We start from the raw sequence: 16,732 nt of genomic DNA, 5'->3' as shown, positions 1-16,732 counted from the left end.
TCGAGGGTTGAAAAGCCTATATCAACGATATGAATATCTGCGTCAAACTTAATTGAACCGCCGTATACCGAACGGTACGTACGGTGGTGTGAGAGGTCGGGGGTTAGTCACCCCCTCCTACTCGATTAAGTGCTAGGGCTGTGTGTCTGAACTTTCTAACTCTTAACGAATTCTTAATTCTGTTTTTGGATCAAAGAAATGACATTTGTTCATGTCGAAAGCTAATTGAATGTCTTGACCATTTTGAACGTCAGTTCTCGAGTCAACACGAGCAACAAAATCTTGATTGTTAACTTTAGAATATAAGTATGATTCAGCACCCATTAATTCTGCTACGTCAATTTTTGCCGTGATTTTTGTTCCAGCAGAAGACTCTAAAAATACAGGCTCATCGTGAATGTCTTCTGGGCGAATTCCTAAAATTAAGTCTTGGTTAGCGTAATCTTGAAGCATTTTTAATTTTCCTTCAGGAATTTTGATTTTTACATCGCCCATTTCGAAGTTCCCATTAACAAGCTTACCATTTAAGAAGTTCATTGATGGAGAACCGATAAAGCCACCAACAAAGACGTTTTCTGGATTGTCGTATACATCTTTAGGAGCACCAACTTGTTGGATAACACCGTCTTTCATAATGACAATTCTTGTGGCCATTGTCATTGCTTCTGTTTGGTCATGCGTTACGTAAATCGTTGTAGATTGTAAACGTTGGTGAAGTTTCGTAATTTCAGCACGCATTTGTACACGTAACTTTGCATCAAGGTTTGATAATGGCTCATCCATTAAGAACACTTGTGGATCACGAACGATCGCACGTCCTAGTGCAACACGTTGACGCTGACCACCAGACATTGCTTTAGGTTTACGGTCTAACATTTCTGTTAAGCCAAGAATTTTTGCTGCTTCTTTTACACGACGGTCAATTTCTTCTTTTTTAAACTTACGAAGTTTAAGACCGAATGCCATGTTTTCATATACGTTCATATGTGGGTATAATGCATAGTTTTGGAATACCATCGCAATGTCACGATCTTTAGGTGCAACATCATTTACAAGACGGTCGCCAATGTATAATTCACCTTTTGAAATATCTTCCAATCCGGCGATCATACGTAGAGTTGTTGACTTACCACAACCCGATGGACCTACGAATACGATGAATTCTTTATCTTTAATATCAAGGTTAAAATCAGAAACGGCTGTAACATCACCATCATAAATTTTATAAATATTTTTTAATGAAATTTCTGCCATAATTAACGCCTCCAAATTGTTATTATCTTATGAACATATTGTACCCAATGAAAGCGTTTCAGTAAATTGTAAGCGTGCACAAAGATTATAGGCTCGTTTGTGCACAGTGCAATATTAACTAGTTATTTTCCATTGTTTCTTCTAACGCAATCAGAATATGAAGCGCTGCAGCTTGTTGAAATTGCTTAATGTCTATTCCAGACCTTTCAATAAATTTTTCAATACGATATTGTAAACTATTACGGTGCATAAATAACTCTTTTGCCGCTAACGTCGTATTTAAGTTACACTCTAAAAAAACTTTGATCGTTTTTAACAATTCTTTATCTTCACGTAATGAACTAATCGTTTCTGTAAGCATTTTTTTCGTTAAGTCAGATACCTCGTTGGCAAGGATATAAGGAATTAACTTTTCTTTTTTGATGACTGAGTTGTTTGGGGAAAAATTTCTAGCTAAAGTAAGAGTATTTTCCTCCCATGGATACAAACTGATAACCTCTTCTAAATTTGAAAACTTATTCCCTTGAAAAATCGTCATTTTTACGAAAAAATCGGACATAATCGCCTCGACCATTGCCTCATTGTCGTTTTCAATATCATCTTCTGTAATGTATAGCACAATAAAACCGCTTCTTTTTGTATTCCAAACGACCGTAATCTCTGTTGTGAAAAAGTTTTCGACCGCTTCTTCAAACTCTTCATTGTTTTGAATATCACTATTAATAGAAAAGTGAACAAACTGATAAAAAGGCGCAGTTATAGGGGCGTGGTTAATTAAACTTTTATCCCCATTGACTAACGCCTTCCAAAACTTTTGCGCATCCGATTCATTACGGGCTGTTTCAACTATCGGAGTTAAAAACACATTTAAAAGGTTTATTTGGTCCCTTGTCAGATGATCTCTATTTAAAAAAATAGTTTCACCATTTACAGTCTCGTATTTTAGAACGTTTTTCTTATGCTGGTCGTCGGTTTTTAGTAGCGCGTGATTTAAAAGCTTTCTTAATTGTTCCATCAAGATTTATCCCTTCAGTCGCAATTTTCTTTAATAAAGGGTATCAAACCGTAAAAAATAAAACAACTTGTTTCATGTAATTTACAATTTAAAATTCACAATTTATAATTACTGTCAGTTCAGCTTCGAAGCAACTTAAAACGGTAATTGTACATTGTGAATGTTGCACTATCAAATTAACCTTTCTTCGGTGGCTCTTCCTCTTTAAAGTCTTGTGCTTCTTCTATTTGAGGGTGGTCATATCGGTCAGTAACAGTTCCACCAGCCATTCCTTCATTGGTCATCCGATCAACATCGACATAAACTTTGTCGCGTCCTTCATATTTAGAATCCTCTTTTTTCATGATTAGTACCTCCCTGAAAGTTTCTTCATTACTATTTTGTGTAAATTGATTGAGAATATAAATATTTTTTATTGTATGTAATTGCACGGGCCACCTAGGGAGTGCGTAATTCTAGAGTTAATGACGATATTTTTGCGATAATTGAGTTTATCTTGCGATTCTAGGTTGTTTATTTGCGATAATTAAAATAATTTTGCACGAGCCACCGAGGGAGTATGTAATTCCAGAGTTAATGACGATTATTTTGCGCGATAATTGAATTTTTCTTGCGATTTTAGGTTGTTTATTTGCGATAATACGAAAAATCTTGCATGCCCAATGAATAAGCCAGGTCCTAAGAAAGAAAAGAGTCGCTGGGCTTGCCAGCGACTCTTTTCAAAACTCAAAACTCAAAACTCAAAACTCAAAACTCAAAACTCAAAACTCAAAACTCAAAACTCAAAACTCAAACCCCGCATCTTCATAAAAGCATTGCACTAATCCATGCAGAGCTTTTTCTTGAATATGAGGTTCATCAAATTTCATCGGTTTCGAATTCACTTCGAAAAGCCATATTCGACCTTCTTGGTCAACGCCTACATCCATCGAAAACTCGCATAAATAGCCATACGTTAGTTCTAATTGATAGGCAATGACTGTGGCAAGGTCATGTACAGCCTCTATATTAAGGTGTTCCTGCACGTCTTCTATAGGAAGGATGCTTCCACCTCTCGGAACGTGGGTCGTAATTGAATTTTCACCTGCACAGCGAACACCGATACCACTGACGTTCCACACATCTTTGCAGCGTTGTACGAGTACCCGTAAGTCGAAAGGACGACTTTCAAAGTCCTTTAACCATATTTTTTTTTGAACAATCAGCGTTCGTCTTTTAAAACGTCGTCTTAACTCATCCCAAACTTCGTCTATACAACTAAACTGTCGCTTCTCTGTGTTGGATGCTAATTGAAAGCCGTCGTCTAGCACCGTGACTAGACCGACCCCTTCGCCACGGTTGCTAAGAGTAGCTTTAATAAAAACTTCGCTTTCTTGCTGCAACCATTTTTGCAGTTGATTTTTACTAGTTAGCAAATCAGTTTGTGGCAAATGCTTTGCAATCTTTGGATTTCTCCGTAAATGAGTATACATTTCCCACTTCTCAAAAAAATGCGGGTTATAAAAAGGAATGGCATATTTAGTAGCTAATGCTTTTACGGTTGCCATCCCTTTTCCATGTTCTGCTCTATACGATGCAACGCGATTATAAATAATGTCGGGAAGTGGAAAGCGCATTTCTCGCCATTCCCCTTTATGAAAAATATATCCGTCTACATGGTCATCTTTAAGTCCTTCAGGAATCATGACGAAAGAAATGCCTCCATATTGCTGTAAATACCGTTGAATTCTTTTAAAGGTTGCGCGGTTACCGTAAAAGTCACGACGATTTTCTTTACTCGTTAAAATACCAATGAATGGACCCACTTTATCGCCGACCTTTTTGACATGAAAACCGTCCTCTGGATCTCTGCAAGTTCCCTGATCATTCATCAATGAAAGTCGATTTTTGCCAATTACAAGTCTTTCTTGGCAATCGCATTGCCATGTTTTCGTTTTATCATCGTAAAAAATATTCATTGGCATTCACGAGATCAGGTTGTGTTTCCACGGAACTTTTAAATAAATAGATGGCATATTCTAGTGGCAACCTTCGTGACTGTAAATCATCAGCTTTTAATCTCGGATGTGCAAAAATCGTTCTTCCTGGTTTTGAATTTGCTTCAAACATCCAAACATGGTTGTTTTGATCAACTCCAATATCAAAGCCGATCTCACCAATAAATCCGGGCATTTTTTCATCAATTTTTTCGCTTAGTAAAAGCGCTGTACTATGCAACTTTTTAATGATTGTTGGATGTGCGCCGATATCATGAAGAAGCTCTTTCACCGTTTTTACTTCTCCACCACTTTTAACATGTGTTGTAATGCTTCCTGTTCCTGCAATTTTAGCTGCGATTGCACTAACAGACCAGACGCCATTTTCATCTTTATTCGTATGAATGCGAAAATCGATCGGGTTGTTATTCCACTTTAATAAGTTAATGCCTTGTTGAGCGATCATTTCATCAAAACCATATGGAAACTGATTACGTAACAATCGCTTTAACGAAGAATACCTTCTAAGTCTGTTTTCTTCATCCTTACGAAAGCGACAATAAACGAAAGGTTCCTCTTTTTTTTGAATCAGCTGTTGGATCCCTAAGCCGAGACTTCCGTTTGCAGGCTTAACATAGACTTGTTTATGCGACTCTAGCATTTGTTGTATTTCGTTGAATGAAGGTTGAAAGAAACTTTCTGGTAAATGTTTACTTGCTTCTTCATCCCCCACAAGCAGTTGATGAATTTCCCATTTATTAAAAAATCCAGGGTTGAACCATGGAATATCATATTCTGTTTGAAGGCGACTTTTTACTTCCTTTGAAACCTCGAGATTTTCTACTTTTCGATTAGGAAGGCGGTCATAAACGACATTAGGGAGTGGTACTAATGTTTGCTTCCAACCGTCTTTCGTATAAAAATATCCGTTGATAGTGCCTGCGTCCCAATCAATTTGGTGAGCACCAAACACGAAGTAAAAAGCACCAACCTTTTGTTGAACAGAGAGTAATTTTGCGAAAAATAGAGAACGTTCACCAATCGGGCGTAAATTAAATTGAGTAAAACCAGCGGTGAAAATCCCAACGAGTGGCCCGATATACAATGCCTCATCTTTGTGTATTAAATTAATCGGTCCTTCATGTGGAATAAGTAGCTGTTCCCACAAATCACTTGAAAGTAAGTACTCCTCTTTTTTTTCAGGGTGAGGAGCAACTTTACACTCAACGGTTTTTGCGCCGAAAGAGATCGTGTTAGGAAACTGAATTTTTTCCACAAACTGTTTAAATAAATGTATTGGTACATAAATAGTTTTCGAGCGGCTTTCTTCTTTTTTAAACGGTAATGCTTCAAGACTCATGAAAATTCAACTCCCTTTTTATCTTAATGAATTTCATAATTGAATTTTAATGCCATTAAGTATCTATATGGAGTTGCGTTAATTCGCTCGCAACTCCATATAGTTTGATATGGCTCATTTTAGGTGATTATGAAATTCACTCTACTGTAAAAATAAACAATAATTAATCGGTCCGTTTGCTAAAAAGTTTTCTTTGTTAGGAAAACTAGTGAGAATTACTTTTCTTCCTGGTTTAGAATTGACTTCTAGAAGCCATAGCCTGCCTTCTTTATCAAAGCCGAAATCTAGGCCCAACTCAAACAATGGGTAATGTTTTTCTAACATGGTTGGAATTCGTTCGATTAATTCCTTTAAATTTTTTCTTAGGACAACTTGGGCCGTACTCGATAAAGAGCGAAGCCAGTCATCGTAACAGTCTACTGTACCTCCACCTGCTAAGTTAGAAGTGAAATCGCCTACTTTACCAGTACGGAGGCCTCTGCCGATTTCTTGCCATTGACCTTGGTCATCTTTTTGCAAAAATACACGTAAATCAAATGGCTGTTGTTGTTGATTTGTTAAAGAAAGAAACGGTTGCACTAAATATTTGTATCGTTTCATTACTTTATATAACAGATGTTCTACTTGCTTTTCTGTCAGTCGTTTGAAAAAAATCTCTCCCTCTTTTTTAGCTAAAAGGGAAAATGAGTCGTTTTCTTTTGATAATACAAAAATCCCTTTTCCTTGCGATCCACTCACAGGTTTAAATAAAATAGAATGATGTTTTTTGAACATAGAAGAAACTTGCGAGCGATTGCTTAAAAGTACAGTTTCCGGCAAAAACGAATAAATGGTTGGATCCTTACTTAATAATTTATATACTAGCCACTTGTTTGGAAGACCGTGCCCTAAAAATACGATGTCCGGTTGAGATTTTAACCAAGACAAACTAGGGAAATATTTTTTATATGTCGTTTCATTTTCATAGAAACAACGATCATAAATAAATAAGGGTATTGAAAAAGTTTCATTTACCCACTGGTTAGTTATATCGCAATATCTTTTTCCTTTAGCGATTTTTTTGTTCGCATCAATGGTTGTAGGTAAAAAAAGGTAAACATGCATGCCTTTATTACAACCAGCTTTAGCGATATCGGTAAAATACATTTGTTCTTGGTGTAAATTTGTAACTAAAATACCGAGATCACCCATAAAGGTTCCTCCTTTCGTTCAATTTTCATTTAAGAGGATATCCGGATAAGTAACTTAAGTATGCGATAACTGCTCTAGTCGAAGGTCGTATCCGGCTTGTAACCTCATCTGATTTTGATGGTTTTGAATTCACTTCGATAATCCAGAGCTTTCCATCTTTATCTAGTGCAATGTCTACTCCTAACTCACCAAAAAGTTCGTCATAACGATCACTAATTAAAGTCGCGGCTTCAACCGCTAATTCCCCCATTAATTTAACGTATTGATAGGCGAGCTTTTCATCAAACAGTTGTGATAAAACCTCAATAGGTCGTTTTTGTTCGCCACCTTTTGCGATGTTTGAAACAATTCTTTCCTTCGGGGAAATTCTAGCCACTGACGAAACGACTTTCCATTTTTGATCGGAATTTTTTATGCAAAGAATTCGAAAGTCTAGTGGACAATCATCAATAGGAATTAGGTCAATTCCTTCTTGGATAATAAACGGTTGGTTATTTAGACGGTCACATAACCGTTGATAAAGTAGGTAGCTTGAACGAAATAATGTCCGGACTTCTTGTGAAAAAGCTGAATAGTAAACGACGTAGCGATTTTTATCAGCTTCAATTCGTAATATTTGCCGCCCTTGACTACCAAAGACAGGTTTTAAAAAAATACATTTATTTACGGTCAGTTTTTCAATGAAAGTCTCGTAATCATCGAAAAGTGTCGTATTAGGTAAATAGGGATGCATTTCTGGGTAACTTATTAATGTATTATGAGTTTCCCATTTATCTAAGAAACAATGATTAAAATAAGGTATATTTTCTTCTTGTAAAAATGTTGAAAGCTGTTTAAATGGTTCAGTAGTTTCAAAATGGCGTGAACCGATGCGGTTGTAGACTGCTTCCGGGATAGGTAATGAACTTGCGATCCATTTTCCGCTATCGAACACATAGCCTTCAAACTGTCCATCCCATTCGATTAACGGGTTTATAAAGAAAAAAATGTGGTTCTGCTTTGCAAACTGTGCCATTTCTTCAAAAAAAGGCGTCATACTACTAAATTTTTCTTCTTCGTGGTACATTTGGTTTGTGACACAACTAATAATGGGTCCTAGTTTAAGTGTATTCTCCTCCTGTTTATATAGACAATGGATTGGAAATATCTCAAAAGGAATAGCGAGTTTTTTTGCTAAATCAGGAGTAATCTCAATCGTTGGAATTTTATAAACCGGAGTCTCAATGATACATACTTCTTCTATTTGATTCCCAAACTGTAAAAAGAGGTTTTCTCCATCATTAAGCGCCCATTTTTTACATAAAGCACGAGCTATTTTTATATGATCACTATTTTTGAAAATGCTATTTTTATCTGTTTGAACGATCACCTTTCTTGTGAACATCATTAATCACTCATTTACTTTAGTTTTGAATAAAGTCAGTAGCTATACAGCGAAGTGCGAAATCAGCTGCCATAGGCATTTGTTGATATCGTATCTTATGTTCCTTTCCGAATATGTGTGAAAAGTATTAATAATGACAAGCAAAGAAAAAGAGGAGTGAACAAAAGTGACAACATTGTTTCTGATCGCGATGATGGTTTTGGTTGGTGCCTTAATCGGTGGTATCACCAACTCAATTGCGATTAAAATGTTATTTAGACCATATAAAGCAATATATGTTAAAAGGTGGCGTGTTCCATTTACGCCTGGATTAATTCCGAAACGAAGAGTTGAATTAGCAGAGCAACTAGGAAAACTAGTAACGACCCATCTGTTGACTGCTGAAGGGTTAAAAAAGAAGCTAGAGAGTTCGTTATTTATGACCGAAATGACTGAGTGGTTAAAGAAAGAAGTAAAAAAAGTATTAAGAAGTGATGAAACAATCACCTCGGTCAGTGAAAAATGGTTTGGAATTACTGATGGCAAAAAGCAGCTTGAATCTAAAATAGATGAGTGGCTTGAGATAAAGAGTGTAGAACTGTTGACAGAGCTAAGACCAAAACGAGTAAAAGATGTTATTCCAGAAAATTTAAACAAGAAAGTAGAACAATCAATCCCACAAGTGACAGCTGTTTTTATTGAAAAAGGAAAACATTATTTCGAAACGGAAGAAGGTATTGAACGTTTAAGTAACATGGTCGATCGTTTTTTATCTGGGAGAGGAACCGTAGGCAATATGGTTTCGATGTTTTTAGGAAATGAGCGACTCGTAGATAAAATCCAACCAGAAATAATAAAGATGCTCAATGATGAAGGAACCCATGAGCTAATTGAAGTTTTTATGAAAAAAGAGTGGGAAAAGCTTAAACAGTCAAAAGTTGAAGACGTTGAAGAGTATGTTGATTTGCAGCAAATGGTTTATTTTTTGAAGCAGGAAGTAATGGAGAATGTTCCAGTCCATTATTTTGACGAGCCATTTCATAGATGGACTCAGCAATACGAACAGCATTTACTGAACGATTTAACACCGAGGTTTGTGAAAAAGGTTGGTCAAACGATATCAGACGAATTAGTTTATCTATTAAAAAAGTTAAAATTAGAAGAAGTGGTTAAACATCAGGTAGAGCAGTTTTCTGTAAAGAGGTTGGAGGATATGGTATTATCAATTTCTAGAAAAGAGTTTAAGCTCATCACGTATTTAGGAGCAATTTTAGGAGGGCTTATCGGTCTTTTTCAAGGAATAATATTAATTTTTCTTCAATAATTTCTGTTATGGGTTTTATTTCAGCACATAAAAATGTTATAGTCGTGAAGGAGTAATTAAAAAAGCCAATTACTATAACAAAATAAAGAGTGATAGGCAAAATCTTGGGAGGTTTTTATTCAATGTCAAATGCTTATGATAAAGCAAATGAGCTAGGTCGAGTATTAAAAGAGAGTGATGAGTTCAAACAATTAGCAGAACTTCATAATAAGGTGAACGAGGACGAGCAAGCAAAGCAAATGCTTGACAATTTCCGTGGAATCCAAATGGAGCTTCAACAAAAGCAAATGCAAGGTATGGAGCTTTCAGAAGAAGAAATTCAAAAAGCACAAAGTGTTTTTGAATTAGTTCAACAACATGAGCTTATTTCAAAGCTTATGGAAGCTGAGCAACGTATGAGCCAATTAATTGGTGACATTAACAAAATTATTGCTGAGCCACTAGAAGAACTATACGGCATGGGCCAAGAATAAAAGTAAGATTCAAAAAGAGTCAGACATTTGTCTGGCTTTTTTTAGTTGGCTAGTGGTTAGTTGGATAGTTGGTTCGTTGGTTAGGAAACCCTTCGACTTTTACATGTTAGAAGGTGAAGGTAGCGAACGTCATGAGCGTTTTTGTATGAAAAAGGCTGTTGACACTAGTGAGCAAGCCTCTAAAGTTAGACGAAATGGCACTTTGAATGTATGAGAATAGTAATCGAAACAGCATTTTACATAATTAAATGGTGCGATTAATCGTTTTGGTGTTTTCTTCTAACTGCTGTTCTAATGCTGTTTAATCTATCATAGGCTTATACAAATGACTAGTATTTTAGAAGAGGGGGATCACAGTGGCATATCGTTTATTAGCATTAGACATCGATGGAACGGTATTAAAATCGAACCATCGCTTAGCAAAGGATACGAAAGACGCAATAGAGTATGCAAAAAGAAAGGGAGTTTACGTTACTTTAGCTACAGGGAGGGCATTTCCTTCTGCTCAAAAAGTAGCACAAGCATTAAACCTTAATACAGATTTAATTACTCATGATGGCGCATTTATTTCTTCTTCCTTAGAAACTCCAACTTTTGAAAAGCGATTGAACAACGAAAAAGCATATCACATTGTAGAAGTACTAGAAAAGCATAACTGCCATATTCGAGTGATGCATGAAAAATATGCGATAGGGAATAAGATTAGACAAAAAAATTATTTAATTGCGAAAATGACGATCGGTATCGGTGACCCATTATTTTATCCTGTAACATTTGTTGATTCAGTTAGTAATTATTTATTAAATGAACCAGTTATGCCACCTAAAATTCATGCACATTTCTTCAATGAGAACGATCGTAAAAAAGCAATAGAAGAACTAGATCAAGAAATACCAGGTATTCATATGACATCCTCATCAGAAAGTGGTCTAGAAATCGTTTCTGAAGGTATTTCGAAAGCAAAGGGACTTCACGTTTTAGGAGAAAAGTTAGGAATAGGTTTAAATGAAATGGTTGCGATCGGTGCAAGTGAAAATGACCTTGAAATGATAACCGAAGTAGGGTTAGGGGTTGCTATGGGCAATGCACCGCGATCAATACGTGAGCAAGCTGATTGGGTAACACGTTCTAATGACCATGGTGGAGTTTCCTATATGGTAAGAGAAGTATTCCGAAAACAATTGAACATGCAATATAAATAATATTTAAACGCCGGGTTTGTAGTATGCAACTCGGCGTTTTTTAATCGTCAGGAAATTATAAATACAAATCATTTGTTGATAACATCCTAACACGAAAGGTGTCTAGCTTCAGCGAGGCAACTTCTTGAATAAACTTCTTTGCTGCCTTGCGACGAGCAAACGTAGTGGCGCAGGAGCAGCTTGGTAGCCCTTCGAGCGCTTCGATCCATCGATATTTATCTAATCGAAGATGATAAATCAAGAGGAGATAAATCGTCGCTGGCTCTCCACCGCTTTTCAGGGCTGACCAAGGCGCTTGCGCTTTTCTTGTTTTTAAGTAACCATTCGCCTATTACTTGCATAGCATGAAGGGTGAAAGGGGAGATGGGTATGCATCACAAAAATATGTACGATTTATGTAAAAGTCATATGCACCGTTACGTACTAGTCCAAACAACAGATCAGCAAACTTTTGACGGAATTGTAGAAAATGTTGATCATCAAAATTTGTATTTAGCTGTACCTACCGGTGGTGAAATGGAGCGAGAAGAAGAGAATGATGAGCGATTATTAGGTGGAATCGGCTATGGTGCGGGTTTTGGATATCCAGGTTACGGTTTTCCGGGTTATGGTTTTCCTGGGTATGGATACCCTTATTATCCTAGACCACGTCGCCGCTTCCGTCGCTTAGTATTACCTTTAGCAGCACTTACCGCACTTACATTATTACCGTATTATTAGAGTGAATTTCATAATTACCTAAATTTAGCCATATCAATCTATATGTAGTTGTGAGCGGTTTGACGCAACTACATATAGTCTTAATGGTGAAAATATTGAATTATGAAATTCACTAGTTAAAAAAGAAAAGTTAGCCACTGATATGAAGATCACCGTATAATTTATTATTGGGTGATCTTTTGGTTTTGTAGAATTAAAAATTTAAAATTGAAAATTGAAAACAAAAATTCAACCCCAAACCGCAAACCCCAAAACTCAACACTCAAAACTCAAAATTTAATTATACAGAACAAATGTTTTGTCTAAAATGTTATAATAACAGAGTGAATTTCATAATTACCAAAAACGAGCCACATCACGCAATATATAGTTTGCGAATGGTTTTGGCGCAACTATATATTGATCTTAGTGGAGAGAATAATGAATTATGAAATTCATTAAACAGTACAAATTGATAGGTAGTCATAAAGAAACTCAAAAACTAACAAAAAAATACCAACTACCATGTAAGGTGAGGGAGAAAGATGAAAAAAATTCGCTTCATCCATGGGGCTGACTTACATTTAGATAGTCCATTTCGTGGATTAAAGCATTTACCAGAGCAACTGTATAATCGAATAAGTGACAGTACATTCAAGGCGCTTGAAAAGCTTGTTTGGCATGCGATTAACAATGAGGTTGATTTTGTTATTTTAGCAGGTGATCTTTTTGACGGTGAGAATCGTAGTTTAAAAGCACAATCTAGATTGAAAAATGCAATGGAACAGTTGAGCGAGCATAAAATTGCTTGTTATATTGTACACGGCAATCACGATCACTTAAAAGGTAATTGGATCGAACTTTCTTGGCCTAATAATGTATTTTTCTACAAAGACAGTGTTGAGTTTTACGAGTATAAAAAAGAAGATTTGAACGTTCACATATATGGTTATAGTTATCCAGAAAAAAGTGTCAAAGAAAATATCGCTTTAAAATATGAAAAGACGGGTAACGCAAATTTTCATATCGGCATCCTTCATGGAACTGCGGAAGGTCAAGAAGAGCATGATTTATATGCCCCTTTCGCGGTGAAACAGTTAAAAGAAAAAGATTTCGATTATTGGGCATTAGGTCATATTCATAAAAGGCAAGTCTTACATAAAGACCCGTACATCTGTTATGCAGGGAATATTCAAGGACGACATAAAAAAGAACTAGGCGAAAAAGGTGTGTTTTTAGTTGAGCTAGATGATACGAAAAGCTCAGCGGTTACGTTTTTACCTACGTCCGAAATTAACTGGGAGGAAGTTACTGTTTCAATTGAAGGGCTCACGGAAGTAGATGAACTTAAAAGCTGTTGTGAGGAAATTTTGGATACGATTCAAAAATATGATTTAGGAATGTTACTGATTTTACGTTTTATCGGTAGTGGTTCGTTACATAATTACTTAGTTGAACAAGTGGACGAGCTTATTGACGTTTTAAATATGGGACAAGAAGATAAAGTTAATTTCACTTTTATTATCGATAAAAAAATAGAAACGATCGGCGAATGGGACCGTGAGAAGTTAAAAGACGAACAGCATTTGCTAAGTGATATCGTGACGGTTGTTGATCGCTTGACAGAAGAGCGAACTCCGTTAAATGACATTCTTAATGAAGCATATGCTAACTCGAAGCTCCGAAGCTACCTCGAGCCTTTTGACGATGAAGAGCAAAAACAATTATTAAAAGAAGCAGAGCATTATGTTTTGGCAACGTTATTAAAAGAAAGGGACGGTTAAGATGAAACTAACGAAACTACATATATACGGTTTTGGTCGCTTTCAAGATTATCAAATCTCATTGTCCGATGAGCGTATTCACATTTTTTTAGGGGAGAATGAAGCCGGGAAGTCAACGATTATGGCATTTATTCGTTGCATATTATTTGGTTTTCCAACTAGACAGCAAAGTGAATTACGTTATGAACCGAGACTCGGAGGTCGCTACGGTGGTAGTATCTCAATGATGACAAGTTATTTTGGTGAAGTGACGATTGAACGAGTCAGTGGAAAAGCTACTGGTGATGTGAAAATTTATTTTCCTGACGGTACGATCGGCAATGAAGCTGAACTTAAACTTGTTTTAGGGGAAATAGATCGAACGATATTTACCGGAATTTATTCGTTTGGGGCGACAGACTTACAAACGATGGAACAATTAAATTCAGAGGAAATAAACCAATTTATGTACGGTGTCGGGATTTCTGGGAGAAATAGTCTTTTAGAAATTGAGAAAAAGACAGAAAAGACCGTGCAGTCATTATATAAGCCGACGGGGAGAAAGCCTGTGATCAATCATCGCTTAAAAAAAGTCGCTGACCTAGAAGAAAAGCTCATTATGTGGAGAAACAAGCTTAATGAACACGAACAATTAGTGAGGCAGAGAGAGGTTTTAAGCGAAAAGATCGAAAAGTTAAGTGAGGAAAAAAAACGATCAAATCAAACGCTACGTTACTACGAAAAGCTACAATCTATATCAGCGGTTGTGCTTGAAAAAGCAATGTATGAAGATCGACTACGTCAAATACCTGCTTATGAACCTTTTCCTGAAGACGGTATAGAACGGTTTGAAAAGCATCAAGAAAGTCTCGTTTTAGTTGAGGCGGAAATGAACGACCTTGAGGAAAAGCTTACACAAGTATCAAATGATATAGAAAATCTTAATGTTTATGAAAATGTTGCTCAACTTGAAGAGGACGTCGCTGATATAAGAGAAACAGGAAAAGTCTATGAAAGTAAACGGGAAGAAAATGCTTTATTACAGCAGCAAATTCAATATGAAGAACAAGAATACGAGCTGTTGAAGGAAAAAGTTGGTCTCGAAGGTTACGATGAGACGAGCTGTGAAACGAGTTATTTAATTGAGCAACAGTTAAATAAGCTAATAGAGGAAGAAGCAGCAATTAAACAGCAAGAGCAAATACTCGAGTCCCAATTTCACCAAGCGAAAGTTGTACTTGAAGAAAAAGAGTTACAAGTTCAAGAAATTAATTCACAGCTATTAACTGATGAGGCCAGGCATGATTTAGAATTCCAAGTATCAAATCAGAATAAAGAAGCAGAGCTCAAACAGCGTTTGCAACTAACAGATGAAGCGTTAGCTCAGATTGATCGTCAATTGAGTTTACTAACACCTTCTAAAAAAAGTTCTCAGCCTTTTATATTCATGGCCAGTAGTTTGTTTTTTTTGTTGGTGGGTGCAGCTTTCCTTTTCTTTAGTGAACATGCCTACATCGCATTAGTGTCCTTTGTAATTGCCGTTTTTATATTTCTCGGTTTAAAACGTCAATCGAAAAATCCTTATAACAATTTTTTTGATGATTTAAATTTTCAAAAAGAGAAGAAAGTCGACGAAAGACAAATGATATTTGAAGAGCTCGAGGAAATTGATTCTCAACAAAATGAGCAAAAGGTAGAAATTTTAAAAAAGGATGATCAATTACGTGATGAACTGTTTTTTAAGAAACTTAATTTGAAGGAAGCGAAACAAAATTATGAATCTGTTTGTAAACAATTAGATCAATTGGAGATTGGCCAAGGAGAAATTCGGGAAAAATTGTTAGACTGGGCAACGAGTAGTTGTTTTCCGTTACGTTTAACGGCAGCTAATTACAAAAAAATGTTTGAGTTAGTGGAACAGTTAAAGGATAAAAATCGTAAACTTGCCTATTTAAAAAATAAGCGAGAGACTCTTCAGAGTGAAATGGAAGAGTTTGAAACGAAAGTAAGTACACTATGCAATCAGTTATCGTTACAGTTTGATGCTAAAAGTTATCAAAAAATGATTGAAAAGTTAACACAGTTATTAAAGAATGAAAAAGAAGTTGAAAGAAATTACGAAAGGCTCGTTCATCAACAAAATGAATTAATAGAAAAACGGAAAACATTGCAAATAAAACGCCAGCAATATAATACTGAAATTGAAAAACTATTTAATATCGCTCAATTAAACTCAGAGGAAAGCTTTCGACAAAAAGGGAAGGCGTGGAAAGAAAGTGTGCAAATAAACGAACGTCTTCGGGTATTAAAAAGTCAAATTGCTCCGTTAGTTCGTAATGATGATGAGTTGATTAAATTAGAAAACGATGTGTTGAAAAACAGCGACAATTTAGAAGAGGCGATTGAGCTATTAGAAAAGGAAGTTAGTTCGTATTGGCAGGAAGAGAAGCAATTGCACGAACAATTAGCAGAGCTCAAGTTAAAAATAAGAGAAATCGAAGATGGTAGTAGTTATTCCGATGCGTTACATAATTTTGAAAATGAAAAGGGTATTCTAAAAGAAGAGGTAAGAAAATGGGCTCTTCATCGTACGGTTCAACTTTTAATTGAAAAGTCTAAAGCGGTGTATGAGAAAGAGAGGCAACCTCTCGTCATTCAAGAGGCAACAAAAATGTTTTCGTTTATGACGAATAACAGGTATCATCAACTTTTTGCACCGGTTGGTGAACAAAGACTTTTCGTCGAACGTGAAGATGGTTTGAGGTTTGAACCTAATGAATTAAGTCAAGGAACACGTGAGCAACTTTATTTAGCGCTTCGTTGGGCACTAGCAACTGTTCATTCAAAGGACACAGCATTTCCGGTTTTTATTGATGATATTTTTGTCAATTTCGATAAAAAGCGACGCACACAAGCAATAAGGTTGCTGCGGGAGGTCGCCGAAAAGCATCAAGTGATCTTTTTTACTTGTCATCCTTTCATCGCTTCAGAAATTACATCTAAATATCATCAAATGTCAACATAATATGTTTATAAAAGCTTTTCATGTGAGCGCAGAACTGATAAAATCAGTTTGAACAGTTTTTACTGAACTATTACAGTATTGCTAAAG

At 36.1% G+C, this 16,732-nt stretch carries 13 protein-coding genes; 6 read left to right on the top strand and 7 right to left on the bottom strand.

Annotated features, from left to right (window positions below; genetic code table 11):
- Positions 1 to 162 precede the first annotated feature (162 nt).
- From BKP35_RS11405 to BKP35_RS11380, 7 genes are all read right to left on the bottom strand, one after another.
- Complete coding sequence (locus BKP35_RS11405; RefSeq protein ID WP_071313475.1) at positions 163 to 1,254, bottom strand: ABC transporter ATP-binding protein; 1,092 nt, start codon at positions 1,252 to 1,254, stop codon at positions 163 to 165.
- A gap of 118 nt (positions 1,255 to 1,372) precedes the next feature.
- Positions 1,373 to 2,269: a PucR family transcriptional regulator gene (locus BKP35_RS11400; protein ID WP_071313474.1), complete on the bottom strand. Its 897-nt coding sequence runs from the start codon at positions 2,267 to 2,269 to the stop codon at positions 1,373 to 1,375.
- A gap of 176 nt (positions 2,270 to 2,445) precedes the next feature.
- Positions 2,446 to 2,613 carry a hypothetical protein gene (locus BKP35_RS19580; RefSeq protein ID WP_169819207.1) on the bottom strand — a complete coding sequence of 56 codons (168 nt, stop codon included), beginning with the start codon at positions 2,611 to 2,613 and terminating at the stop codon, positions 2,446 to 2,448.
- 438 nt (positions 2,614 to 3,051) lie between these two features.
- A complete protein-coding gene (locus BKP35_RS11395; RefSeq protein WP_071313473.1) occupies positions 3,052 to 4,227 on the bottom strand; it encodes a YheC/YheD family endospore coat-associated protein in 1,176 nt (391 codons plus the stop codon).
- Positions 4,208 to 5,605, bottom strand: a complete 1,398-nt coding sequence (locus tag BKP35_RS11390) for a YheC/YheD family endospore coat-associated protein (protein ID WP_071313472.1) — start codon at positions 5,603 to 5,605, stop codon at positions 4,208 to 4,210. The genes BKP35_RS11395 and BKP35_RS11390 overlap by 20 nt, the downstream gene beginning before the upstream one ends.
- A gap of 141 nt (positions 5,606 to 5,746) precedes the next feature.
- A complete protein-coding gene (locus BKP35_RS11385) occupies positions 5,747 to 6,796 on the bottom strand; it encodes a YheC/YheD family endospore coat-associated protein (RefSeq protein WP_071313471.1) in 1,050 nt (349 codons plus the stop codon).
- A 25-nt stretch (positions 6,797 to 6,821) separates the two neighbouring features.
- Entirely contained in the window at positions 6,822 to 8,183 is a 1,362-nt protein-coding gene (locus BKP35_RS11380) for a YheC/YheD family endospore coat-associated protein (protein WP_084031608.1), read from the bottom strand.
- Positions 8,184 to 8,346: 163 nt separating this feature from the next.
- Here BKP35_RS11380 and BKP35_RS11375 point away from each other — a divergent pair, with 163 nt between their 5' ends.
- The 6 genes from BKP35_RS11375 (at position 8,347) to BKP35_RS11350 (ending at position 16,645) form a co-directional block, all read left to right on the top strand.
- Positions 8,347 to 9,483 (top strand): DUF445 domain-containing protein, encoded by a 1,137-nt coding sequence (locus BKP35_RS11375; RefSeq protein ID WP_084031607.1) that lies wholly within the window; start codon positions 8,347 to 8,349, stop codon positions 9,481 to 9,483.
- Positions 9,484 to 9,605: 122 nt separating this feature from the next.
- A complete protein-coding gene (locus tag BKP35_RS11370; RefSeq protein WP_071313469.1) occupies positions 9,606 to 9,956 on the top strand; it encodes a YlbF/YmcA family competence regulator in 351 nt (116 codons plus the stop codon).
- A 356-nt stretch (positions 9,957 to 10,312) separates the two neighbouring features.
- Positions 10,313 to 11,158 carry a Cof-type HAD-IIB family hydrolase gene (locus tag BKP35_RS11365; protein ID WP_071313468.1) on the top strand — a complete coding sequence of 282 codons (846 nt, stop codon included), beginning with the start codon at positions 10,313 to 10,315 and terminating at the stop codon, positions 11,156 to 11,158.
- 369 nt (positions 11,159 to 11,527) lie between these two features.
- The gene (locus BKP35_RS11360; protein ID WP_071313467.1) at positions 11,528 to 11,878 is read left to right on the top strand and encodes a hypothetical protein; all 351 of its coding nucleotides are present in this window, start codon (positions 11,528 to 11,530) and stop codon (positions 11,876 to 11,878) included.
- A gap of 524 nt (positions 11,879 to 12,402) precedes the next feature.
- On the top strand, positions 12,403 to 13,641 hold the full coding sequence (locus BKP35_RS11355; protein ID WP_071313466.1) for a metallophosphoesterase family protein: 1,239 nt from the start codon (positions 12,403 to 12,405) through the stop codon (positions 13,639 to 13,641).
- Between the two features lies 1 nt (position 13,642).
- Positions 13,643 to 16,645, top strand: a complete 3,003-nt coding sequence (locus BKP35_RS11350) for an ATP-binding protein (RefSeq protein WP_071313465.1) — start codon at positions 13,643 to 13,645, stop codon at positions 16,643 to 16,645.
- Positions 16,646 to 16,732 lie beyond the last annotated feature (87 nt).

Origin of the sequence: Anaerobacillus arseniciselenatis (assembly GCF_001865995.1) — a bacterium.
Lineage (GTDB): Bacteria > Bacillota > Bacilli > Bacillales > Anaerobacillaceae > Anaerobacillus > Anaerobacillus arseniciselenatis.
Note: the sequence above shows the minus strand (reverse complement) of the source record. Positions and strands in the feature narration are given on the sequence as shown.